This window comes from Aquabacterium sp. (assembly GCF_044226965.1).
Classification (GTDB): Bacteria; Pseudomonadota; Gammaproteobacteria; order Burkholderiales; family Burkholderiaceae_C; genus Pseudaquabacterium.
The window spans coordinates 1-23181 of sequence record NZ_JBGAGA010000040.1; the positions used below are offsets into that span (position 1 = coordinate 1).

The 23181-nt window shown below is 71.7% G+C and carries 20 protein-coding genes and 1 pseudogene; 13 read left to right on the forward strand and 8 right to left on the reverse strand.

Annotation, left to right across the window (positions count from 1 at the left end):
• Positions 1-282 precede the first annotated feature (282 nt).
• A complete protein-coding gene (locus ACILR4_RS17735) occupies positions 283-531 on the forward strand; it encodes a 4-oxalocrotonate tautomerase family protein (RefSeq protein WP_395702191.1) in 249 nt (82 codons plus the stop codon).
• A gap of 30 nt (positions 532-561) precedes the next feature.
• Here ACILR4_RS17735 and ACILR4_RS17740 read toward each other — a convergent pair whose 3' ends face one another.
• The 4 genes from ACILR4_RS17740 to ACILR4_RS17755 are packed head-to-tail and all read right to left on the reverse strand — an operon-like array spanning position 562 to position 6884.
• Positions 562-2565, reverse strand: coding sequence for a phospholipase effector Tle1 domain-containing protein (locus ACILR4_RS17740; protein ID WP_395702192.1), 2004 nt, complete (start codon positions 2563-2565; stop codon positions 562-564).
• Entirely contained in the window at positions 2555-3097 is a 543-nt protein-coding gene (locus tag ACILR4_RS17745; protein ID WP_395702193.1) for a hypothetical protein, read from the reverse strand. The genes ACILR4_RS17740 and ACILR4_RS17745 overlap by 11 nt, the downstream gene beginning before the upstream one ends.
• An 11-nt stretch (positions 3098-3108) precedes the next feature.
• Positions 3109-3987, reverse strand: coding sequence for a DUF4123 domain-containing protein (locus ACILR4_RS17750; protein WP_395702194.1), 879 nt, complete (start codon positions 3985-3987; stop codon positions 3109-3111).
• Positions 3987-6884: a type VI secretion system Vgr family protein gene (locus ACILR4_RS17755; RefSeq protein WP_395702195.1), complete on the reverse strand. Its 2898-nt coding sequence runs from the start codon at positions 6882-6884 to the stop codon at positions 3987-3989. Before ACILR4_RS17755 ends, ACILR4_RS17750 begins: the two co-directional genes overlap by 1 nt.
• A gap of 273 nt (positions 6885-7157) precedes the next feature.
• Here ACILR4_RS17755 and ACILR4_RS17760 point away from each other — a divergent pair, with 273 nt between their 5' ends.
• Entirely contained in the window at positions 7158-8288 is a 1131-nt protein-coding gene (locus tag ACILR4_RS17760; protein ID WP_395702196.1) for an MBL fold metallo-hydrolase, read from the forward strand.
• Between the two features lie 10 nt (positions 8289-8298).
• Here ACILR4_RS17760 and ACILR4_RS17765 read toward each other — a convergent pair whose 3' ends face one another.
• A complete protein-coding gene (locus ACILR4_RS17765; RefSeq protein WP_395702197.1) occupies positions 8299-8739 on the reverse strand; it encodes a MerR family DNA-binding transcriptional regulator in 441 nt (146 codons plus the stop codon).
• Positions 8736-9092 (reverse strand): SCP2 sterol-binding domain-containing protein, encoded by a 357-nt coding sequence (locus ACILR4_RS17770; RefSeq protein WP_395702198.1) that lies wholly within the window; start codon positions 9090-9092, stop codon positions 8736-8738. Before ACILR4_RS17770 ends, ACILR4_RS17765 begins: the two co-directional genes overlap by 4 nt.
• A 126-nt stretch (positions 9093-9218) precedes the next feature.
• Here ACILR4_RS17770 and ACILR4_RS17775 point away from each other — a divergent pair, with 126 nt between their 5' ends.
• The 6 genes from ACILR4_RS17775 to ACILR4_RS17800 are packed head-to-tail and all read left to right on the forward strand — an operon-like array spanning position 9219 to position 16660.
• Complete coding sequence (locus ACILR4_RS17775; protein ID WP_395702199.1) at positions 9219-10130, forward strand: SDR family oxidoreductase; 912 nt, start codon at positions 9219-9221, stop codon at positions 10128-10130.
• Positions 10130-11749, forward strand: coding sequence for an acyl-CoA carboxylase subunit beta (locus ACILR4_RS17780; protein ID WP_395702200.1), 1620 nt, complete (start codon positions 10130-10132; stop codon positions 11747-11749). The genes ACILR4_RS17775 and ACILR4_RS17780 overlap by 1 nt, the downstream gene beginning before the upstream one ends.
• 36 nt (positions 11750-11785) lie before the next feature.
• Positions 11786-12943 carry an acyl-CoA dehydrogenase family protein gene (locus ACILR4_RS17785; RefSeq protein WP_395702201.1) on the forward strand — a complete coding sequence of 386 codons (1158 nt, stop codon included), beginning with the start codon at positions 11786-11788 and terminating at the stop codon, positions 12941-12943.
• Positions 12944-12945: 2 nt separating this feature from the next.
• Complete coding sequence (locus tag ACILR4_RS17790) at positions 12946-13749, forward strand: enoyl-CoA hydratase/isomerase family protein (RefSeq protein WP_395702202.1); 804 nt, start codon at positions 12946-12948, stop codon at positions 13747-13749.
• Positions 13746-15791 (forward strand): biotin carboxylase N-terminal domain-containing protein, encoded by a 2046-nt coding sequence (locus ACILR4_RS17795; protein ID WP_395702203.1) that lies wholly within the window; start codon positions 13746-13748, stop codon positions 15789-15791. Before ACILR4_RS17790 ends, ACILR4_RS17795 begins: the two co-directional genes overlap by 4 nt.
• The gene (locus ACILR4_RS17800) at positions 15791-16660 is read left to right on the forward strand and encodes a 3-keto-5-aminohexanoate cleavage protein (protein ID WP_395702204.1); all 870 of its coding nucleotides are present in this window, start codon (positions 15791-15793) and stop codon (positions 16658-16660) included. The genes ACILR4_RS17795 and ACILR4_RS17800 overlap by 1 nt, the downstream gene beginning before the upstream one ends.
• Positions 16661-16685: 25 nt before the next feature.
• On the opposite strand, the gene ACILR4_RS17805 is transcribed toward ACILR4_RS17800, so the two are convergent.
• Entirely contained in the window at positions 16686-17573 is an 888-nt protein-coding gene (locus ACILR4_RS17805; RefSeq protein ID WP_395702205.1) for a LysR family transcriptional regulator, read from the reverse strand.
• Positions 17574-17713: 140 nt separating this feature from the next.
• Between ACILR4_RS17805 and ACILR4_RS17810 the strand changes: the two genes are divergently transcribed.
• Positions 17714-18091, forward strand: a complete 378-nt coding sequence (locus ACILR4_RS17810) for a cupin domain-containing protein (RefSeq protein WP_395702206.1) — start codon at positions 17714-17716, stop codon at positions 18089-18091.
• Between the two features lie 48 nt (positions 18092-18139).
• Here the strand turns inward: ACILR4_RS17810 and ACILR4_RS17815 are convergent, their stop codons facing one another.
• On the reverse strand, positions 18140-19861 hold the full coding sequence (locus tag ACILR4_RS17815; RefSeq protein ID WP_395702207.1) for an ExeA family protein: 1722 nt from the start codon (positions 19859-19861) through the stop codon (positions 18140-18142).
• 67 nt (positions 19862-19928) lie between these two features.
• Here ACILR4_RS17815 and ACILR4_RS17820 point away from each other — a divergent pair, with 67 nt between their 5' ends.
• The 4 genes and pseudogenes from ACILR4_RS17820 to ACILR4_RS17835 all read left to right on the forward strand — a co-directional run bounded on the left by ACILR4_RS17820 (position 19929) and on the right by ACILR4_RS17835 (position 23108).
• A complete protein-coding gene (locus ACILR4_RS17820; protein WP_395702208.1) occupies positions 19929-20288 on the forward strand; it encodes a YciI family protein in 360 nt (119 codons plus the stop codon).
• Between the two features lie 13 nt (positions 20289-20301).
• Positions 20302-21357, forward strand: a complete 1056-nt coding sequence (locus ACILR4_RS17825; protein ID WP_395702209.1) for an amidohydrolase family protein — start codon at positions 20302-20304, stop codon at positions 21355-21357.
• A gap of 52 nt (positions 21358-21409) precedes the next feature.
• On the forward strand, positions 21410-22558 hold the full coding sequence (locus ACILR4_RS17830; RefSeq protein ID WP_395702210.1) for a zinc-binding dehydrogenase: 1149 nt from the start codon (positions 21410-21412) through the stop codon (positions 22556-22558).
• An 11-nt stretch (positions 22559-22569) separates the two neighbouring features.
• Positions 22570-23108, forward strand: a pseudogene (locus ACILR4_RS17835) (redoxin domain-containing protein).
• The last annotated feature ends 73 nt before the right edge of the window (positions 23109-23181 follow it).

The following is a 23181-nucleotide window of genomic DNA, read 5'->3' on the forward strand; positions in this document are numbered from 1 at the left end:
AGAGCGGCAGCATCGGCCAGGTCAACGGCACCGTGAACCAGCTCGACCAGATGACGCAGCAGAACGCCGCGCTGGTGGAGCAATCGGCCGCCGCCGCCGATTCGCTGAAGGAACAGGCCAACAAGCTGGCCACCGCGGTGGCCTCGTTCCGGGTGCGCTGAACTCAAGGAGAGCCGCTGGCGCATTCGGCCCGAAAGCTGTCGAAACCGACACTTCGAACCGAAGCCGACCGGCACGACGATGCAGGCACGGGACTTCCCCCGTGCCCTTGTCATTTCAGTCGTGCCCTACATCACCGTCACGCTGCCGCCCGACATCCTGCCCGACGAGGCCCGCCGCGCCCAGGCCATCCGGCAGCTGCATGACGCGCTGGCCGAGGCCAAGCCGCCGCAGGACCCGCGGCCCCTGCTCAGCTCGGTGATCCTCGACGAGGTGCCGGATGGGCACTGGGGCGCGAACGGGCAGCTGTGGCGGCTGGCGGACTTTGCGCGTGCCGCCGGGTTCCGGCATCTGCAGCATCTGCGCGGGTGAGCGCCAGGCGAGTCAGACCATCACATCACATCACGCGGCCTGTTGGTCGCGCTTGTCGCGGTCACCGCTCTTCAAGCCAGCAAAGCGGAGCTTGTTGTCGCCCCCTGCGTACACCACGCGTGGGTCCGAGGGCAGGGTCGAGTCCATCGCAAAGCCTGCCAGCGAATCGTGCACATAGCGGTCGAAGAAAGCGATGATCTTCGCGTCGCTCAAGCCCTTGCCGTTCGAGAACTCGTCCAGGTACGCACTCACCAGATTGGCGTAGTGCGGCCGCAGCTTCAATGACGGGTTCTTCCGGTGGTGCGCCACGATGGCTTCGGCATCCAGCATCAAGCGCTGGTCATAGGCCGTCAGCTCGGCGGCCAGCGTACTGTCGTTGGCGAACGTGTCGAGCTTGGCTTTCTCGGACAGGTACTCGTCGCGCTTGCGGTCGTGTTCGATGCGCGCCTGCTCGACCCGCGGCTGCAGATCAGGCGGCACCGGCCGCCCCGCGCGCGCCTGCAGGTACTCGGCCGCCTGCAGATCGGACTCGGCACGGTCGAGCTGGGCCTGTGCGCGGTCCGCCTCGGCCTGGCGCGCCTTGACATCGGCCTCTCGGCGCCGGCGTTCTGCGGCAAAGCCGGGCTCACGGCTCGCGACGATCGCCTGGTCATGCCCCGGCTGGCCGCGACGCGCCGCCTCGCGAGTGCGGCGGATGTTGAAGAAGCGCCAACGCAGGTACCACAGGCTGTGCGCGAGCATTTCGTGGCCGACATCGCGGCCCCCGCTGCCCGCCGTGGTTCGATAGTGGTTGAAGTGATCGGCCAGCTCGGCGAACTTGCGGGAGCCTTCCGGGTCGAGCGCGAAGGATCGCTGGACGATCTGAGCTCGGCTGCGCAAGGTATTGATGTCCATCAGCGGTACGCCGGCCTCGATCGCCGCCGCATGCATCGCGCGCAACGGGACCAGGCTCAGCACTTCGCCATAGTGCTCGCTGCGCGCGCCCTCACCGGGCTGGTAGCCGCCACCGACATCCGAATGCGCGCCCGGGTAGACGATTTCGCTGACGCCCGGCGGGTAGCGCGTGCCGTCCAGCGCACTGTCCAGCGGAAACGAATTGCGGATCTCGTGGCCCGCGACCATGTGCACGCAGCGCTTGACGAAGCCGGGGGCAGACACCACGAGCCCATCGGCCCAGCTGGCATGCCCGTCGTAGGTGCCCGGCGCGGGGTCGGCGCCCGGCTCGCCGAAGGCCATGCCGAGGATGCCGTTCTCCGTGCCATTGCCAGCGCGCAGGTCGACCGTGGTCGTGGTCGAGTACCAGCCCGCGCTGCGCGCCCCCGGCGTGTTGTTCGCGCTCATCGGCAGACCCACCGACGCCACCGTGTCGAAGATGCCGAGAAAGCTCAGCTCGACCGGATGCCGGCCTTGCTTCAGGCGGTGCGCGCCATCGCGAAAGTCGCACAGCTTCTGCAGGTCGCGCACGAAGGCCCGCGCGGCGGTCGCACCGCGCGAGAAGCCGAACACATGGACCTTGATGTCGATGATCTTGTTGGTCGGGTTCTGTGCGCGGCTCTCGGCCGCCTTCACCTTCTCGTGGAAGCGATCGAACGCCCAGTCCAGCCGCGCCTGGCCCATGTGCCCCATGCCCTTGCCGCGGGCCGTGTTGCCATCGTCGCCGATCGCCTTGAAGTAGGTGCCGAGACCGTAGACATAGAAGCGGTAGCGCCCCAGCGTCTCGTCATCGGGTTGGTGGCTCTGGTACAGGCGCGCGACATTGCTGTGCTGCATCGTGCCGACATCGGCATCGATGTTGTTGCCGGTGCCGTCGAAGAAGAAGCTCAGCACCAGCCGTTGCTGGCAGCTGCAGCCGGCAGGCGCAGCGCGAGCGGCCGCAGCGCTGGCGCCCGCGCCTGCCGCAACGGCACGCAGCGCCGAGGGCGGCGTCGGCGCCCGCTCGGTCGGCTGTGCACCCAGCGGGGTGCCGGCGGCCGCAAAGGCCAGGGTGTCCGGCCGCTGCTCCAGCAGCGTGTGAATCTCTTGCTCAGTCGCCAAGCTTGCACCTCGAAAAGACTGCGTCGTTGATGACGTTCTGGCGCTCGTCGGCATGGCGGCTGTTGGCATGCGCCCGCTCCAGGCGCAGGCGTGGCGGCGATGCGTGCGCCGTCACCGCCACCTCGATGTGGCCATCGCGGTAGAAATGGACTTCGAGGTAGGCCGCGTCGGCCGGGATCGGGCCCTTCAGCGGCACCTCCTGGCGGCACCAGGTATCGCCATCACGTGTCCACCGCACCGGCACGGTGCTGCTGTCCGACAGCGGCGTCGACACCGTGCCGCAGCAGGATGATCCGCCTCCGCCAGAGGTTGGGGTGCTCACTTCGAGATTGCTGCCGGGCCCAAACGCAGCCCCGAAATAGCCGATCTCCGTGTCTGTGTAGTTGTAGCCCGTCACCGTCAGGCTGTAGCGGTGGTAGCGCTCCGGCGCCGGCCGCGCGTCCTGCGCGAGCGGACCACTGGGCGCGCGGCTGCAGCCGGACAGCGCCAGCCACCCGATGCATGCCAACCCACCCAGAAGCCGCCACGTCATCGCGCCGCGCCTCACGATGTGCCCTCCGTCACCATCCGCGCGAGACCCTTCAGGAAAGGCTGGCGACCCGCCTTCGCATCGGCCAGCAGCGTCGCCCATGGCGCCTGCTGGTCGAACCCGGCACCCAGCGCCAGCGCCAGGCTGCTGAATGCCACCTGCTCCGGATTGCCGGCCAGGCCATGGGCTGTCGCGGCTTCCAGCGCCAGCGACACCGCCTCGTGCTGATCGGGCGGCAGCAAGGCCAGCAGTTGCGGATGACGCTGGTTCAGCAACTGGTCGATCACCGCATCGGCTTCGGCGGCCTTGATCAGGGCGGCCTCCTGCTCGGCCGTCATCGTCAGCCGCTGCGCCTGATCGACGCAGGGGCGTTCCGCGGCGTGAACGCACGCGCGTCCGGACCGATCGGCATGGACCCAACAATGCCCCGGCGCCAGCAACTCGGCCCGCTGCTCGGCAACCAGCACCTGCATCAGCACCGAGAACACCCGGTTGTCGAAATAGCGCAGCAGCACCGGCATCCCACCGGTCAGCATGGCACGCTGGCGGCTCGCCAGCGCCGCGGCCATAGCGTGCTGATCCAGCACGCTTTCGATGTAGGTGAGCGCATTGGCATGGCGCCAGCGATCCGCCACCGAGCGCCAGGCGGCCAATGCGCCTGCGGACCATCGACCCGTCTGCAAGGGAAACAGCAAGGGCGCCGCCGTGTCGCGCCAATCCTTCAGTGGCGCCAAGGCCAGCAGATCGACCACCTCGCCCTGCAACGGCAAGGCGGTACCCAGCCCCGCGCCATCAAGCGCCGCAGCGTCGACCAGCAGGTAGCGCCCGTGCCCCTCGGCAAGCGCCTCGCTCAACGACGCGGCCACGGCATCCCGAAACGTCGCCCGCAGCATCACAACACCGCGAACGGTGAACCTGCCGCACGCGCTCTCAGCAGGCACTCCTTGCAGATCTGCCGCGGCATCAGCGGCAGCGCATACGGCATGGCGCTCGGCGCAATGAAACTCTTGTGCCCCGCCAGCACCAGGATCGTCCCCGGGCACTGGATCGTGATGTTGCCGTCGATCGTGATGTTCGCGCCGCCGCTCACGCTCAGCGATATCTTCTTCGGGCTGGCGATGTCCAGGAAGCCGTTCTCCGATTCGACCAGCAGCGCCTTCTGCGACGCGATGTCCAGCGTGCCGGCCTGCGCCTGCACCTCGATGTCGCGCTTGGCCGCGACGATCGTCAGCCCCTTGCCGGCGGCCTCGTTGCCCGGCCCGATCGCCCCGCCCAGCATGCCGATGGCCTGGCCGGTGTGCAGCCGCAGGTTCCCGCCGCTGGCCCAGTGCGTGTCCTGGCCGCTGGCACTGGTGATGGTCTCGCCGGCGGCCCACTGCTGGTCCTGCCCCGCGGTGACGGCCAACCCGGCCCGCGCGGCGATCCCGACGATGGGGTCGGTGGCGTGCGGCTGGCGCGTGTCGCTCGCGGCGGTGGTCTTGGCGGCTGCATCGGCCTGCGCGGCGTCCACGCCCTGCTCGTCGACCATGCCCGAGACCACCGTCTGCAGCGCCTTCAGCGGCGCGGCCTTCGCGTCGATGAAACTCTGCCCCGCCTGGCCGCTGCCGATGTGCGCGGCCAGGCTCACGGTCTGGTGCAGCTTCGCTGCGTCGCTCATCACCTGGCCCAGGCTGGCGAGCTGCTTGGCCAGCGCGATGGCCGCGGCCATGTCCCCCGCCGGTTCGGCGGCCTGCGCGCCGTAGCTGGTGACGAGCACGCCCCTGGCCGCTCTGATCGCGCCATAGGCATCGCTGCGCAGCTCGAAGCCTAAGCCGCGGAAGCTGCCGCGGTGGTTGTCGGCCTGGTGGATCAGGTGCCCCAGGTTCAGCTGGCTCGCGTGCTGCGTGCTCGCCAGCTGCGCGCGCAGCTGGCTGTTGCTGTCGTCGAACACGAGCTGGTTGTACCCGACCGCTCCGAACTCCTGCGTCTTCCAGCCGCTCAAGGCCGCGGCGTTGCGCTGGCCGCCCTCGGGTACCGCATCGGCCGCGCTGTGGCCATGCCAGGCCGGGCTGCGGCCGCCTGCGCGGTTGCCCTGTGCGCTGGGGCGGTGGTCGCTGGACTGGCTGAAGGGCTTGCCGTCTTCGGCCGCCTCGGCGCCCCCGGGCGTGGGCGGGATGCCGGCTTCGCCCTGGCCGTCGTACAGCGCGCCAATGACGAGGGGCCGGTCGATGTCGCCGTCGACAAAATCCACCAGCACGTCCTGCCCGATGCGCGGGATGAACTGCAGCCCCATGCCGGCGCCCGCATGGCGCTGCAGCACGCGCACCCAGGTGCTGCCCGCGCTGGTGTCCGGGCCCTGGCCGGGCTGGGTCTGGAAGTCGAAGCGGATGCGGATGCGGCCCAGCGCATCCATGTGGATCTCCTGGCCGGCCGGTCCCACCACCGTGGCCGTCAGCGGGCCTTCGGCCGTCGGCTTGGGGTTCAGGCGCTGGCCGGTGCCGTCGGCACGCAGCGGCCGCCAGGGCACGCTGGCGCGCTGCGCCTCGAAGTGGTTGCCGTAGCCCGAGGCCGCGGCCTGGGCCTTGACCTCGGCCGGCACCCAGTCGGCCAGCAGCGGCTGCAGCAGGTCGCGCTCGCTGTGGTCGGCCCCGGCGGCAATGCGCTCGCTGCGGTCCTTCGGCAAGTTGTTGATGCCGGCCGAGACCACGCGCGTGAGCACGAAGCGCTTGTCGGTGGACCCCAGCTGCTGCTGCACGTCGAGCATCGATTCGCTCAACGAGAAGTGCGTGCCGGCCGTGAAGCTGCGCACCGTGCCGCGGCCCAGCCAGCGCTTGTGGCGGGCTTCGTGGGCCTGTTGCGCCAGCTCCAGCGCGCGCTCGGCCTGCGCGCGGCCGGCGAAGGCATAGGCGCCAAAGTGATCGTAGGCCTCCAGCCAGGGCGCGTGCTCGCCGCCGTAGGCCGCGGCGGTGGGTACGCTGGCGGCGAGCACGCGCTTGGCCGCGTAGTCCCAGGCGGTGGCGCTGCTCACCGCGCTGGGCAGTGCGCGCACGCCGCCGAAGGCCTGGATGGTGTCCTGGTCCTCGACGATGCCTTCGCGGTGGTAGCGGATGCCCGCGCCGCCCAGCGCGCTGGCGCTGCCGATGTCCTCCGGGCACGAGCTGCGGCTCACGGTGTCGGCCAGGATCACGATTGCGTGGCCCATCGGCGCGGTGTCATCGGCCTCGCTGCGCCACACCAGGCCTTCCTCGGCCAGCAGGCGCTGCACGAAGGCCAGGTCGGTCTCGCGGTACTGCACGGTGTAGCTGCGGGTCGTGCCTTCGCTGCAGAACGGGCTTTGCGCCAGGTGCGCGTCGACGCAGTCGGCCCAGCGCCAGGCGGCGAAGGCGCTGTAGCGCTCGAAAACGCTGTCGATGATCTCGGGCAGCGACTTCTCCTGCCACACCTGGCTGCGCCGGGTGTGCGCCGCCAAGCCGAGCCAGCATTCGACCGTCAGCCGATAGCGCGCAAGACCGCCGTCCGATTCTTCAGCCGTTGCCGCCGTGACCACGCCGCTGCAACGCCAGGCGCTGCCGTCGGCCAGCGTGCTGCGCAGCGTCAGGCACTGGCCGAGCATGGCGTCCAGGTCCAGGTCGGGCCGCAGCGCCAGGGCACTGAGCTGCAGGCGCCAGGGCTCGTTCAGCGCCTCGTCCTTGCACCAGGCCTCCACCAGCAGGTCGGCAAAAGGCCCGCCGGACTCCAGGTGGTACAGGCGTTCACCGGTCACGAAGCCGGTAGCCGGCGGCGCCACGGCCGCCAGCGCATCGATCATCATCAGGGCTCCCCATCCATCGCCGCGGGCGCCTGCGGGTGGCTGCGGTGGCCACCCCGCGCGCGCGAGGCCGCCAATCTAGCCGAGCGCTGCGGCGGTTTTGGCCGGACCCCTAACTCGGCAATGACGGTGAGACGCGTCGTCCCAGGGGAGCGCCGCGCAATTCGTTGCTGGCTGCAACATGCGGCGACAACTTGCGGTCCGCACCCCGTGGCCGGTTTCCACGCTATCGTCGGCACGGCAAGCCCGCCCCTGCCGCGGGCGGCAGGGGACCCCATGAAGTCATTCGGCCAACGATCGGAAGGCCTGCGGCTCGAGCGCATGCGCGCGTCGCTGCAGTGGATGGGCGAAGGTTTTCGCAATGTCTTCCCGATTGCCGCCGGCCTGCGCGACGCCGCCGCGCCGCGGCCGTCGATCAGCGAGTTCCTGTGCGGCGGCGAGCGCCGCGCGCCGCGCGCGCCCCTGCCGCTGGCCGACCCACGCGCCACGTGGCAGCGGCCGCCGCCCAGCGGCCTGCGCGCCACCTGGATCGGCCACTCCACCGTGCTGCTGGAAATCGACGGCCACCGCGTGCTGACCGACCCGGTGTGGGGCCCGCGTGCATCGCCGCTGCGGCTGGCCGGGCCGAAGCGCTTCCAGCCCGCCGCGGTGCCGCTGCGCGAGATGCCCGAGGTCGACGTGATCGTGGTCTCGCACGACCACTACGACCACCTCGACTACCCGACGATCAAGGCGCTGGTGAAGAGCAAGGTCCCCTTCGTCACCTCGCTGGGCGTCGGCGCGCACCTGGAAGCCTGGGGCATCGCGCCCGAACGCATCACCGAGCTCGACTGGTGGCAAAGCCACCGCGTGCCCGGCACCGGCCTGACGATCACCGCCGCACCCTCGCAGCATTTCTCCGGCCGCCACCTGAAGGACCGCAATGCCACGCTGTGGTCGTCACTGGTGATCGAGGGCGAGCGGCACCGCGTGTTCTTCAGCGGCGACACCGGCCTGTCCGGCGAATACGCGCTGATCCGTGAGCGGCTCGGCCCCTTCGACCTGGCGCTGCTGGAGGTGGGCGCCTTCCACCCCTCGTGGGGCGACATCCACCTCGGGCCCGCGAATGCGCTGAAGGCACTGGACCTGCTGGGCCGCCCGCCGCTGCTGCCGGTGCACTGGGGCACGTTCGCGCTGGCGCTGCATGCCTGGGACGAACCGGCCGACACGCTGCTGGCGCTGGCGCCGCAGCACCAGGCCAGGCTGGTGATGCCGCGCCTGGGCGAGGCGGTGGAGCCGGTGCACGCGCTCAGCGAAGCCGTGCAGCCCTGGTGGCGCGCGGTGGAGGGCGCCGCGCCGCGCGCGCCCGAGCCTGCGCCGCAGCCGGAACCACCGATGCCGCAGGCGGTGCCGTGGCCGCTCGACTAGCGCGCCCGGCTCAGCCGCCGAGCTGCTTGCGCACCGTGCCGTTGATCACCCGCAGCTCGGCCAGCGTGGTCTCGATGTGCGCGCGCTTCTGCTCCAGCTCGGCAATCGCCGCATCGGTGCGGTCCAGCACGTAGCGCAGCTGCTGCGCGCGGCCTTCGCCATGCGTGCCGTAGAGGTCCAGGTAGTGCTTGATCTCGTCCAGCGACGAGCCGATGGCCTTGGCGCGCAAGATCAGCGCCAGCCGCGCGCGGTCGCGCCGGGTGTACACGCGGGCGCCATTGACGCGCCGCGGCGCCAGCAGGCCCTTGTCTTCGTAGAAGCGGATCGCCCGCGGCGTGATGCCGAAGGCTTCGCACAGCTCGGTCACGCCGAACAGCTCGCTCGCATCGTCGCTGCGATGGGCTTCGACCGCCTGCTGGGCGGCCAGCTGCTCGGCGCGCGAGGACTTCATACGACTCTCTGCAATTTCATCGCGACGCTCATGTCGCCGCTGACCTTGAACCGGCCGGTCATGAAGCCGGTCACCGGTTCCAGCGCGCCGGTCAGCAGCGCGTTCAGGTTCTCGCCGGTCATGAAGCCGGTCACCGGTTCCAGCGCGCCGGTCAGCAGCGCGTTCAGGTTCTCCAGCGTGATGGCCACGGTGCAGTCGGCCGGGCCGTCGGTGTTGCTCACCGTGTTCGGGATCGACTTGCCGTCGATCAGCACCACGCCGTCGGCGCCGCAGTCGAACTTCAGCACCGCGCCCAGGCCGCTTTGTTCACCCACCTTGCCGCGCAGGGCTTCGGTGCAGGCTTGCAGGTCCATCGTGTTCTCTCCAGCTTCGGGGTTGCGGCCGGCATCGTAAGCGGCGGGCATCACGCGCCGGGCGCTGGTATTCCCTAAGTGTCAGCACGTTGACGTTAACGTCACCCTGCCGCCTAATGCGGGACCATGAGCCCAGCCGCCCCCCCAGCCGCTTCCCCCGACGCCCCCGGCACCACCGCCCGCTACCGCAGCGTGTTCCGCCCCGGCCTGTTCGCCGGGCAGACGATCTGGGTCACCGGCGGCGGCTCCGGCATCGGCCGCTGCGTCGCGCACGAGCTGGCCGCGCTGGGCGCGCAGGTGCTGATCAGCGGCCGCAGCGAAGACAAGCTGCAGCGCGTGGCCGCCGAGATCGAGGCCGACGGCGGCCGCTGCGCCTGGCGCGCGTTCGACATCCGCGATGAAGAAGCGGTCAAGGCCAACGTCGGCGCCGCGCTGGCCGCGCTGGGCCCGATCACCGGCCTGGTCAACAACGCCGGCGGGCAGTTCCCGGCGCCGCTGCTGGCGATCTCCAAGCGCGGCTTCGACGCGGTGGTGGCCAACAACCTCACCGGCGGCTTCCTGATGATGCGCGAGCTGTTCACGCAGTGCCTGCAGCAGCACGGTGGCGCGGTGGTCAACATGACGGCCGATTTCCGCAACGGCATGCCCGGCATGGGCCACTCGGGCGCCGCCCGTGCCGGCATGAGCAACCTGACGATGACCGCCGCGGTGGAATGGGCGCACGCCGGTGTGCGGGTCAACGCGGTGGCGCCGGGCTGGATCGCCAGCTCGGGCATGGACACCTACGGCGGCGCGATGAAGGCGCTGATCCCGCAGCTGAAGAACCATGTGCCGATGCGCCGCATGGGGCTGGAGGCCGAGGTCAGCGCGGCCATCGTGTTCCTGCTGTCGCCGGCCGCCGGCTTCATCACCGGCGTCACCTTGCAGATCGACGGCGCGGCCTCGCTGCACACGCCGCTGATCCCGCCGCTGCCGGTCGAACGCAGCACCGCGTTCGACGGCTTCCACCGCGCCGTCACCCCGGAAGTGCTGCGCTGATGCCCACGCTCATCTCCCAGCTCGACCCGAAGTCGGCCGCCTTCGCGACCAACGCGCGCCGCATGCACGAGCGCCTGGCCGAGGTGCGCGCGCTCGAAGCGCTGGTCGTCGCCGAATCGGAAAGCAAGCGCGCGAAGTTCGAGGCGCGCGGCCAGCTGCTGCCACGCGAACGCGTCGCACGGCTGATCGACCGCGGCAGCGAGTTCCTCGAACTCGCCACGCTGGCCGGCTTGGGCATGCACGACGACGACGGCAAGAAAAGCGTGATGGGCGGCGGCGCGATCGTCGGCATCGGCGTCGTCAGCGGCAAACGGGTGCTGATCAGCGCCAACGACAGCGCGGTGAAGGGCGGCACCGTCGCGCCGATGGGGCTGAAGAAGGGGCTGCGCGCGCAGGCCCTGGCGCTGGAGAACAAGCTGCCGCTGATCTCGCTGGTCGAGTCCGGCGGCGCGAACCTGCTGTACCAGGCCGAGATCTTCGTCGACGGTGGCCGCAGCTTCGCCAACCAGGCGCGGCTGTCGGCCGCCGGCATCCCGCAGGTGGCGGTGGTGCACGGCGCGTCCACCGCCGGCGGCGCCTACCTGCCAGGGCTGTCGGACTACGTGGTGCTGGTGAAGAACCGCTCCAGCATCTACCTCGCCGGCCCGCCGCTGGTGAAAGCCGCCATCGGCGAGGAGGCCAACGAGGAAGAGCTCGGCGGCGCCGAGCTGCATGCCCGCACCACGGGTCTCGGCGAATACCTGGCGGAGGACGATGCGCATGCCATCGCGCTGGCGCGCGAGCTGTTCGCCAGCCTGCCCTGGGACGACGCCAGCGCGCCCGCGGACGCCCCTTTGCCACGTTATGCCGCCGAGGAGCTGATGGGCATCGTGCCGGCCGACGAACGCCAGCCCTACGACGTGCGCGAGGTCATCGCCCGCATCGTCGACGACTCGGCCTTCCTCGAGTTCAAGGCCGCCTATGCCGGCGACACCATCTGCGGCCATGCCCGGATCGAAGGCCATGCGGTCGGCCTCATCGGCAACAACGGGCCGATCCAGCCCAACGGCTCGACCAAGGCCGCGCAGTTCATCCAGCTGTGCGACCAGAGCGGCACGCCGCTGGTCTTCCTGCAGAACACCACCGGCTACATGGTGGGCTCGGCGGCCGAAGCCGCGGGCGCCATCAAGCACGGCAGCAAGATGATCCAGGCGGTGGCCAACGCGCGGGTGCCAAAGTTCACCATCGTGCTCGGCGGCAGCTTCGGCGCCGGCAACTACGGCATGTGCGGCCGCGGCTTCGACCCGCGCTTCATCTTCGCCTGGCCCACCGCCCGCACCGCGGTGATGGGCGGCGCGCAGGCGGCGATGGTGATGGACATCGTCAACCGCGCCAAGCTGCAGCGCGGCGGCATGGCGCTGGACGAGCAGGCCGAGGCCGGGCTGAAGGCGATGAGCGAGCAGCTGAAGCGCCGGCTCGATGCCGAATCCACCGCGCTGTACGGCACCGCGCGGCTGTGGGACGACGGGATCATCGACCCGCGCGACACGCGCCGCGTGCTGGCGCTCGGCCTCACGCTGGCGGCGGAAAGCTCGCGCCGCATTCTCCACCCCAACACCTTCGGCGTTGCACGCCTCTAGCGCGCAAAAAACGCGGCCACCCTTCCAGGAGACACCATGCAGTTCACCGACCAGCACCGCCAGCTCGACGACACCGTCACCCGCTTCGTCCAGCAGGAGCTGAACCCCTACATCGACGCCTGGGAGAAGGCCGAGGAATTCCCCAGCCACGAGGTGTTCAAGAAGCTCGGCAAGCTGGGCCTGCTGGGCCTGAAGTACCCGGAGGAATTCGGCGGCGCCGGCCTGGACTTCAGCTACTCGATGGTGATGGCCGAGGCGCTGGGCGCGGCCGACTGCGGCGGGGTGCCGATGGCCATCGGCGTGCACACCGACATGTGCACCCCGGCGCTGGCCCGCTTCGGCACCGACGCGCTGCGCCGCGAGTTCCTCACCCCCTCGATCGACGGCGACCTGGTGGGCTGCCTGGGCGTCAGCGAGCCCGGCGGCGGCTCGGACGTCGCGGCGGTGAAGACCACCGCCCGCAAGCAGGGCGGCGACTACGTCATCAACGGCAGCAAGATGTGGATCACCAACGGCCTGAAGGCCGACTGGTGCTGCCTGCTGGCCAACACCAGCGACGAAGGCGGCCCGCACAAGAACAAGAGCCTGATCATCGTGCCGATGGACGCGCCGGGCATCACGCGGCAGAAGATCCACAAGATCGGCATGAACAGCTCGGACACCGCGCAGCTGTTCTTCGACAACGTGCGCGTGCCGCAGCGCCACCTGATCGGCCAGGAAGGCATGGGCTTCATGTTCCAGATGATGCAGTTCCAGGAAGAGCGCCTGTTCGGCGCCGCCTCGTCGCTGCGCGGGCTGGACAAGGTCATCGACCTGACCATTGCCTACACCCGCGAGCGCAAGGCCTTCGGCAAGCCGCTGCTGGACAACCAGGTGCAGCATTTCCGGCTGGCCGAGCTGCGCACCGAGATCGAGGCGCTGCGCGCACTGACCTACCGCGCGGTGGAGATGTACGTCAGCGGCAAGGACGTGACCAAGCTCGCGTCGATGGCCAAGCTCAAGTGCGGACGCCTCGGCCGCGAGGTGACCGATGCCTGCCTGCAGTTCTGGGGCGGCATGGGCTACACGATGGACAACCTGGTCTCGCGCGCCTGGCGCGACCAGCGCCTGGTGTCCATCGGCGGCGGCGCCGACGAGGTGATGCTGGGCATCATCGCCAAGTTCGAAGGCACGCTGCCCAAGGGCGCGCACTGACCATGGCCGCCGAACCGTCCACGCTGCGGGTGCAGCGCAGCAGCGGCGTGCTGCACCTGACGCTGAACCGCCCCGAGCAGCGCAACGCGATGTCGCTGCAGATGGTGCTGGAGCTGCGCAGCGCGCTGGCCGAGGCCGAGCGCGACGGGCACACCCGCGCGCTGGTGCTGCGCGGTGCCGGCGGCCACTTCTGTGCCGGCGGCGACATCCGCGACATGGCCGCCGCCCGGGCCCGCCCGGCCGCGGAGGGCGAAGACCCCATCGCCCAGGTCAGCCACGCCTTTGGCGCGTTGTGCGCAGCCTTCGCCGCGACGCCGCTGGCGCTGGTGACGGTGCTGGAAGGCACCGTGATGGGCGGCGGCTTCGGCCTGGCCTGCGTGTCGGACGTGGCCATCGCGTCGGACAGCGTGCAGTTCCGCCTGCCCGAGACCTCGCTCGGCGTGGTGCCGGCGCAGATCGCGCCCTTCCTGGTCGAGCGCCTGGGCTACAGCGAGGCCAAGCGCCTGGCGGTGTGCGGTGCACGCCTGGGTGCCAGCGAAGCGCTGGCCATCCGCCTGGTCCACGAGGTGCACGGCGCCGACGCGCTCGACGCCGCACTGGCCCGCGTGCTGAACGACATCCTGCGCTGCGCGCCCGGTGCCATCGCCGCCACCAAGCGGCTGCTGGCGCGCGCCCGCTTCACGGCCGGCGCCTCGCTGGTCGACGAGGCCGCCAGCGTGTTCTCGCGCGCGGTGCAGGGGCCCGAAGGCATCGAGGGCACCAGCGCCTTCCTGCAGAAGCGCAGCCCGAGCTGGGCGCCGCAATGAGCGAACCCAACGCCGGCATGTTCCACAAGATCCTGATCGCCAACCGCGGCGAGATTGCCTGCCGCGTGATGCGCACCGCGCGCACGCTGGGCTACGCGACCGTCGCGGTGTACAGCGACGCCGACGCCCACGCGCCCCACGTGCGGCAGGCCGACGAAGCGGTGGCGCTGGGCGGCCTCGCGGCGGCCGACAGCTACCTGCGCATCGACCTGCTGATCGAGGCCGCGCGTCGCAGCGGCGCCGACGCGGTGCACCCGGGCTACGGCTTCCTGTCCGAGCGGGCGGACTTCGCGCAGGCCTGCCTCGATGCCGGCCTGGTGTTCATCGGCCCGCCGCCGGCCGCCATCCGCGCGATGGGCGACAAGGCCGCCGCGAAGCGCCGCATGCGCGAAGCCGGCGTGCCCTGCGCGCCCGGCTACCTCGGCGAACGGCAGGACGACGACACGCTGCTGGCCGAGGCCCGGCGCCTGGGCCTGCCGCTGCTGGTGAAGGCCGTGGCCGGCGGTGGCGGCCGCGGCATGCGGCTGGTGCACGACATCGCCGAACTGCCCGCGGCGCTGGCCGGCGCCCGCCGCGAGGCGCAGAGCGCCTTCGGCGACCCCACGCTGATGCTCGAACGCCTGATCGAAGGCGGCCGCCACATCGAGGTGCAGGTCTTCGCCGACGCGCACGGCCACTGCATCCACCTGGGCGAACGCGACTGCACCGCGCAGCGCCGACGACAGAAGGTGATCGAGGAAGCGCCCTCGCCGGTGGTCAGCCCCGAGATGCGCGCACGCATCGGCGCCGACGCGGTGGCCGCGGCGCAGGCGGTGGGCTACCGCGGCGCCGGCACGGTGGAATTCATCGTCGATGCGCAGCTGAACCACTACTTCCTGGAAATGAACACGCGGCTGCAGGTCGAGCACCCGGTGACCGAATGCGTGACCGGGCTGGACCTCGTCGAATGGCAGCTGCGCGTGGCTGCGGGCGAAGCGCTGCCGCTGCAGCAGCACCAGGTGCCGCTGCACGGCCATGCGATCGAGGTACGGCTGTATGCCGAAGACCCCTATGCCGGCTTCGTGCCGCAGACCGGGCCGGTGCTGCACTGGCGCCCCGCCGACGCGCTGCAGGGCCGCGCGCCCGGCACCGCGGCCTTCGGCGGCCTGCGCATCGACGACGGCCTCGCCGAAGGCGGCGAGATCACGCCGTACTACGACGCGATGGTGGCCAAGTTCATCGCCCATGGCCGCGACCGCGACGACGCGATCCGGCGGCTGCGCGCCGCGTTGTGCGACGCGCCGCTGATCGGCCCGGTCAACAACGGCCGCTTCGTGCACGCGCTTCTCGACAGCCCGGCCTTCCGCCAGGCCGCGATGCACACCGGCCTGCTCGACGACTGGGCCGCGCAGGGCCTGCCGCTGCTGCAACGCCCGCAGCCCGACGACGAAGACTGGGCGTTGGCCGCCGCGCTGCTGGCGCTGCGCGAGGGCGCGGGGCGGCGCCCGGCCAGCGTCGGCGCCTGGAGCCTGACGCTGCGCTGCGGCGACGAGCGTCGCAGCCTGCGCGTGCAGCCCGAGCCCCCCGCCGCCGGCCACGGCGGCACCCGCGGCGCCGGCGTGCGCGTCACGCCCGCGCAGGGCCGACCGCTGCACTTCCAGCAGTTGCGCCTGGACGATCGTCTGCTGCGTTATCAGCTCGACGGCCTGCAGCGCCGCTGCATCGCCCTGCTGGCGCCCGACGGCCTGCGCCTGGTGCGTGCCGCCTGGGCCTTCGCGTTCGAGGAAGTCTCACCCTACCCGGCGACCGCGGTGGAGCGCGACCCGCGGGCCTTGCGTGCGCCGGTGGCCGGCACGGTGGCCGCGGTGGCGGTGCAGCCCGGCGACGCGGTGGCCGAGGGCCAGGCACTGGTCTGCGTCGAGGCAATGAAGATGGAGATGTGGCAGCACGCCGCCGCCGCCGGACGTGTGGCGGCCGTGCACGTGGCGCCGCGCGACGCGGTGGATGCCGGCACGCTGCTGATCGAGCTGGACCTGGCGACAACCGAAACGAAGGAGCCGTGATGGACAAGGCCATCCTGACCTGCGCGCTGACCGGCGTGCTGACCAACCCGCAGCAGCACCCGGTGCCGGTGACGCCGGCGCAGATGGCCGCCGAGGCGCGCGATGCCTTCAACGCCGGCGCCTCGGTGATGCACGTGCACCTGCGGCGCCAGGAGCCCGGCATGGGCCACCTGCCGAGCTGGGATCCGGACGTGGCCGAGGCCGTCATCGGCGCCATCCGCGAGGCCTGCCCCGGCGTGATCATCAACCTGACCACCGGCACCGTGGGGCCGGACGTCAGCGGCCCGCTGGCCTGCATCCGCCGCGTGCGGCCCGAGATCGCCGCCTGCAATGCCGGCAGCCTGAACTATCTGAAGCTCAAGGACAACGGCGACTGGGCCTGGCCGCCGATGGTGTTCGACAACCCGGTGGCCAAGGTGCAGCAGTACCTGGACGTGATGGCCGAATGCGGCACGCACCCGGAGTTCGAGTGCTTTGACGTCGGCATCGTGCGCTCGGTGGGCATGTACCTGAAGAACGGCATGGCGCGCGGGACCGTCGGCGTGCCCGAGTACAACTTCGTGATGGGCGTGGCCTCGGGCATGCCCTGCGACACCGATCTGCTCGCGCTGCTGCCGCGCTACATGGCCGAGGGTGGCGTGTGGCAGGCCACCTTGATCGGCCGCGGCGAGATCTGGCCGGTGCACCAGCGCGCGGCCGAGTTGGGCGGCATGCTGCGCACCGGGCTGGAAGACACCTTCTATCTGCCCGGCGGCGCGCGGGCGGCGGGCAACGGCGTGCTGATCGAGGCGCTGGCCGCCTGCGCCCGCAATGCCGGCCGCAGCGTGGCCACGCCAGCCGAGGCACGCCGCCTGCTCGGCCTGCACTGAACGCAGCGGCCGCGCCTTTTGCGACCTAGCGCTTCAAGGTCTTCAGCAGTGCCAGCAGCGCCCGCACCCGCGGCGGCACCAGGCGGCCCGAGGGGTAGACCGCGCTGATCGGCATCGCTGCCGGCCGGCAGCCGGGCAGCAGCTCGACCAGCCGGCCGTCGCGCAGCTCGTCCTCGACCATGTAGTCGGGCACCTGCGCCACGCCCAGGCCCTGCAGCACCGCGGCGATCAGGCCTTCGCCGTCGTTGACCTGCACGCGCGCCTGCGGCGTCCACTGCAGCGCCTGGCCGCGGCTGCGCAGCTGCCAGGCGCGCGAGCGGCCGGTGCTGGGCAGCCGGAAAGCCACCACCGCAAGCTGCTTCAGTGCCTCGATGCCGCGCGGCGTGCCGGCGCGCGCCAGGTAGGCCGGGCTCGCGCACAGCACCAGCTGCTGGCTGTCGAAGCGCTGCGCCACCAGGCCCGAGTCCTGCAGCTCGCCCACGCGCACCGCCAGGTCGAAGCCTTCCTTCACCAGGTCGACATAGCCGTCGTCCAGCCGCAGGTCCAGCGCCAGGCCGGGATGCTGCTGCAGCAGCCTGGCCAGCAGCGGCACCATCACCCGCTTGCCGTAGACGATGGGCACGCTGGCGCGCAGGGTGCCGCCGGGCGCGGCGCGGGCACCGGCGGCATCGGCATGCAGCTCGTCGATCTCGGCCAGCACGCGCTGGCAGCGCTGGAACAGGCGCTCGCCGTCGGCCGTCAGGCTGACCTGGCGCGTGGTGCGGTGGAACAGCTTGACGCCCAGGCTCGTCTCCAGCCGCGCCACGGCCTTGGCCAGGGTGGACGCGCCGGCGCCAAGCTCACGTGCCGCGGCCGCGAAGCTGCCGTGCTTGGCCGTCTCGGCAAAGGCCATGAACTGCTGCATGCCGGCCATCGTGCCCTCGTCGGTGCTTGTGGATTACGGAAATTTTGTCGTCAATGTAGCGCCATTGACCCTTCTTCACGCCGGCCGTGCGGGTCGCCACACTGCGCAGCGCGATGTCCGCAACACCCTGTTCGCCGAAAGCCCCGCCCATGTACCTGCATCCGACACCCGCCCCCTCCGAGACCCCGTTCCCCGGCATTGCCCACGCCACCTGGGCCGGCGAAGCCGAGGGCCTGCGCCAGCTGAGCCTGTGGAACCAGCAGATGGCGCCCGGCTGCGCCACGCCGCCGCACCGGCACGACTGCGACGAGCTGGTGCTGTGCCAGGCCGGCCGCGGCACGCTGCTGGTCGACGGCGAGCGCCTGCCCTTCGTGGCCGGGCAGCTGATGACGCTGCCGGCCGGCAGCTGGCACCAGATCGTCAACGACGGCAGCGAGCCGCTGGTGACGCTGGCGGTGCTGGCCGCGACGCCGGTGGCCACCTACCTGCCCGGCGACGAGCCGCTGGCGCTACCCTGGCGCACCTGAGGCCGCGATGAGCCTGGCCGGATGAGGCCCGCGCGGCCTCGCAAGCGCTCAGCGGCCGAGGGCCAGCCGCGGCTCGTCGACGCCGCTGGCGCGGTTCAGGTGCATCAGGGTCAGCGGCCCCGGCACGCCATCGGGCGTCAGGCCCTGCGCCAGCTGGAAGGCCTGCAGCCGCTCGCGCGCGCTGGCATTGGCAGCAGCACTGGCCGAACCGGCACTTTCGGCCGCGGCCAGCCGCTCCTGCAGCCAGGGCAGCAGCCGGTCCCCGGCCTCGGCCGCACCATTGTCATGATAGGACGCGGGCGCGCGCCACAGCGTCGCGAAGTCCCCGCGCCACACCCTTGCCAGCTGCGCCAGCGGCACCGACAGCGCCTGCTCGCCGATGCGCAGCTGCGCCTGCTGCGCGTCCAGCCCGATCAGCAAGGCCTGCGCGCTGCGGCCCTGCGCGTCGACGAGCCTGACGATGCCGGGCCGTGCCAGCTGGCGCACCGGCGCCAGCCCGCCACGGCCGCGGTAGCAGCGCAGACCTTGCGTCGGCGCCATCGCGCAGGGGTCGCCGGCGGGCAGGGTGCGACCCCACATCTCGGCCAGCGCACGCCAGGCGCGGGCTTCGTCGACGTCGCCGGCCACCGCCATGGCGGCGGCCAGTGCCGGGCCATCGGCCACCGGGGTCGCAGCGCCCGCGGAGCCCGCCGTGGCGGCCGTGGCGGCCGCTGGCGCCTGCAGCGCTGCAGCGGCGGCCACGCCCGCCGGCGGCGACGACGCTGCCCCGGCGCTGCGCTCGGCGGCAAGGCCGCTCCCTTTACCAGTCAGCACCAGCATCGCCACCAGCACGCCGGCGGCCAGGCCCGCGGCGACGCCGGCCACCAGGCGCCAATCGGTGGCCGCCGGCTTCGCCGCATCCGCCGCACCCGCACCCGCCGCTGCCGGCGCCGCCCCTTCCGCCGCTGCCGGCGCACCGAGGCGTCCGAACACCGACTGGGCCGCCAGGTCCACCAGCGGGCGCGTGACCCGCAGCGCGCGCGCAGCATGGCCGGCGATCAGCGCGCGGTCGCACAGCACGTTGATGCGGCGCGGCACGCCGCCGCAGAGTTCGTGGACACGCGCCAGCGCCTCGGCGTCGAAGGGCAGCTCGCCGGCCAGGCCGGCCACCGCCAGCCGGTGCGCGATGTAGCGGATGGTCTCGTCCTCGGACAGCGCCGCCAGGTGGAAGCGCGCCACCACCCGCTGCGCCAGCGGCTCCATCGCCGGCTTTTCCAGCAGCTCGCGCAGCTCGGGCTGGCCGATCAGCAGCACCTGCACCAGCTTGTGGTCGCTGGTATCCAGGTTGGTCAGCAGGCGCAGCTGCTCCAGCGCCTCGGTCGACAGCGCCTGCGCCTCGTCGACGACGATCAGCGTGCGCCGGCCGCGCGCATGGGTCAGCAGCAGGTGGCCGTGCAGCGCGTCGATCGGGTCGACGGCGCGCCCGCCCTCGGGCGGCGGCTCGACCTGCAGGTCCTCGCACACGCGCGCCAGCAGCGCGGCCACGCCCAGCTTGGGGTTCACCACCGAGGCCACGTCCAGGTCCGGCGGCAGCTGCTCGAGAAAGCAGCGCCACAGCGTGGACTTGCCGGCGCCGATCTCGCCGGTCAGCAGCACGAAGCCGCCGCCGCGCCGCAGCCCGTAGTTCAGGTGCTCCAGCGCCTCGCGGTGCTGCGCGCTCATGTACAGGAAGGCCGGGTCCGGCGCCACCGAGAAGGGCTCGCGCGCGAGGCCGAAGAACGATTCGTACATGGTGGCAAGGATAGCGACCCGGCGCCGCGGCCAGTAGCATCGGCATCTTTGCCGCCGCGGGTGCGCCATGTCCTATGCCTTGTTGATGATCGAGCCGATCGAGCAGCGCCGCGAACGCGGCCTGGAAGCCGGACAGCAGGTCTACCAGCGCATGCTCGATTTCGCCGCCGAACTGCAGGCGCGCGGCGTGCTGCAGGCCACGCAGTCGCTCGCCGGCCATGGCGACGCCAAGCGGCTGCAGGTGCGCAACGGCCAGCGCAGCGTGGTCGACGGCCCCTTCGCCGAGACCAAGGAAATGGTCGGCGGCTTCTTCCTGCTGAAGGACGTGACCGAGGCCGAGGCGCTGGAAATCGCCGCGGCCTGCCCGGCCGCCGAATGGTGCACGGTGGAGATCCGCGCGCTGGGGCCCTGCTTCGAGCGGCCCTGACGCGCCGGCGCCCATGAGTGAAGCGCCCATCAGCGCCCCGCCGAAGTCGCCCGGCGCGGTCCGCGCCGCCGGCCGGCCGCGGCCCGAGTGGCTGTCGCTGCAGGCGCCGGAGCCCATCCTCGAGCCGGCGCTTCCGATCGTCGACGCGCACCACCACCTGTGGGACCACCCGGGCCACCGCTACGGGCTGCCCGAGCTGCTGGCCGACACCGGCAGCGGCCACCGCGTGATCGCCACGGTGCATGTGGAATGCCTGTCCGGCTACCGCAGCGAGGGGCCGGCCGCGCTGCGCCCGGTCGGCGAAACCGAGTTCGCCGCCGCCATCGCCAGGCAGGCCGAGGCTGCCGGTGGCACCCGCGCCTGCGCCGGCATCGTCGGCTTCGCCGACCTGACGCTGGGCGCGGCCGTGCGCGAGGTGCTGCAGGCCCACCTCGCGGCCGGTGACGGCCGCTTTCGCGGCATCCGCCATGCCGGCGCGTGGGAGGCCAGCCCGGACATCCACAACGCGCACACGCAGCCGCCGCCGGGCCTGTACGCGCTGCCGGCCTTCCGTGCCGGCTTCGCGCAGCTGGCCCCGCTCGGGCTCAGCTTCGAGGCCTGGCAGTTCCACCCGCAGCTGCCCGAGCTCATCGCGCTGGCGCAGGCCTTCTCGGACACCACGATCGTGCTCAACCATGTCGGCGGGCCGCTGGGCGTCGGGCCCTACGCCGGCCGGCACGACGCGGTGTTCGCGTCATGGCGCCAGCACATCGCCGCGCTGGCGCGCTGCCCGAACGTCTGCGTCAAGCTCGGCGGCCTGGGCATGCGCACCGGGCCCTTCGACTTCCATCGCCGCGAACGGCCGCCCACGTCGGCCGAGCTGGCCGACGCCTGGCGGCCGTGGATCGAGACCTGCGTCGAGGCCTTTGGCGCCGGGCGCTGCCTGTTCGAAAGCAACTTCCCGGTCGACAAGATCGGCACCGGCTATGCGGTGCTGTGGAACGCGTTCAGGCGCCTGGCCCAGGGTGCGTCCGACGCCGAAAAGACCGCACTGTTCAGCGCCACCGCGCAGCGCGTGTACCGTCTGTGACCTGGCGGCCCGCAGGCCGCCGCTTCCCGCCAGGACGACACGAGGAGACGCGATGCGCGACACGATTCCCGACCACGGCCTGCAGCTGCGCTCGCTGGTGACGCCCGAGGGCCGGCTCGAACTCTCGCTGGCCCGGGTGCCCACGCCGAGCCCGGGCCCGGACGAGGTGCTGATCCGCGTCGAGGCCACGCCGATCAATCCGTCGGACATCGGCCTGCTGTTCGGCGCCGCCGACATGGCCACCGCGGTGCAGGGCGGCAGCGCGGCGCAGCCGGTCATCACGGCCCAGGTGCCCGCGGCGCTGATGCGCGCGATGGCCGGCCGCGCCGGGCAGTCGATGCCGGTGGGCAACGAGGGCGCCGGCACGGTGGTGGCCGCCGGCACGTCCCCCGCCGCACAGGCGCTGCTGGGCCGCCGCGTGGCGGGCCTGGGCGGCGCGATGTATGCGCAGTACCGCTGCCTGCCGGTGGCGCAATGCCTGGCGCTGCCCGAAGGCGCCAGCGCGGCCGAAGGCGCCTCCTGCTTCGTGAACCCGCTCACCGCGCTGGGCATGGTCGAGACGATGAAGCGCGAGGGGCACACCGCGCTGGCGCACACCGCGGCTGCGTCGAACCTGGGCCAGATGCTCAACCGCATCTGCCTGCAGGACGGCATCGGCCTGGTCAACATCGTGCGCAAGCCCGAGCAGGCGGCCTTGCTGCGCGCGGCCGGCGCACGCCAGGTGGTCGACAGCAGCGCGCCCGACTTCCTGCCCGCACTGACCGACGCGCTGGCCGCCACCGGCGCCACGCTGGCCTTCGACGCCATCGGCGGCGGCAAGCTCGCCGGCCAGATCCTGGCCTGCATGGAAGCGGCAATCAACCGCCAGGCCACCGACTACAGCCGCTATGGCTCGTCGGTGCACAAGCAGGTCTACCTGTACGGCGGCCTCGACACCGGCCCGACCGAGTTCAGCCGCAGCTTCGGCATGAGCTGGGGCATGGGCGGCTGGCTGCTGTTCCCGTTCCTGCAGAAGATCGGCCCGGCCGGCGCGCAGGCGCTGAAGCAGCGCGTGGCGGCGGAGCTGAAGACCACCTTCGCCAGCCACTACACGCAGGTGGTGTCACTGGCCGGCGCGCTGCAGCTGGACGCGATCCGCGCCTACGGGCAACGCAGCACCGGCCACAAGTTCCTGATCGATCCGACGCTCGACGCGCGCTGAACGCGCAAGGCATCAACGACACCGCCCCCGACTTCACCGCCAACACCACGCACGGCACCATCCGCTTCCACGAGTGGATCGGCGACCGCTGGGCCTGCCTGTTCTCGCACCCGAAGGACTTCACCCCGGTGTGCACCACCGAGCTCGGCTACCTGGCCAAGATCGAGCCCGAGTTCACCCGGCGCAAGTGCAAGCTCATCGGCCTGTCGGTCGACCCGGTGGACAACCACAGCAACTGGGTCGCCGACATCGAGGAGACCCAGGGAGCGACGGTCAAGGACCCGATGATCGGCGACACCCACCTCGCGGTGGCCAAGCTCTACAACATGCTGCCCGCCGGCGAGGCCGGCGGCGCCGACGGCCGCACCGCAGCCACCAACGCCACCGTACGCTCGGCCTTCATCATCGGCCCGGACAAGAAGATCAAGCTGCTGCTGTGAGCTACCCGATGACCACCGGCCGCAACTCCGACGAGGACGCGAAGAAGCTGTTCCCCGACGGCTGGAAGGCGCCCAAGCGCTACCTGCGCATCGTCAAGCAGCCGCGCTGACGCGGCGCTGGCCTCCCTCGGATCGGTGGCCCGGCGCGCATCGCCGGCAGCAGCGGCGTGAGCGACACTCGAC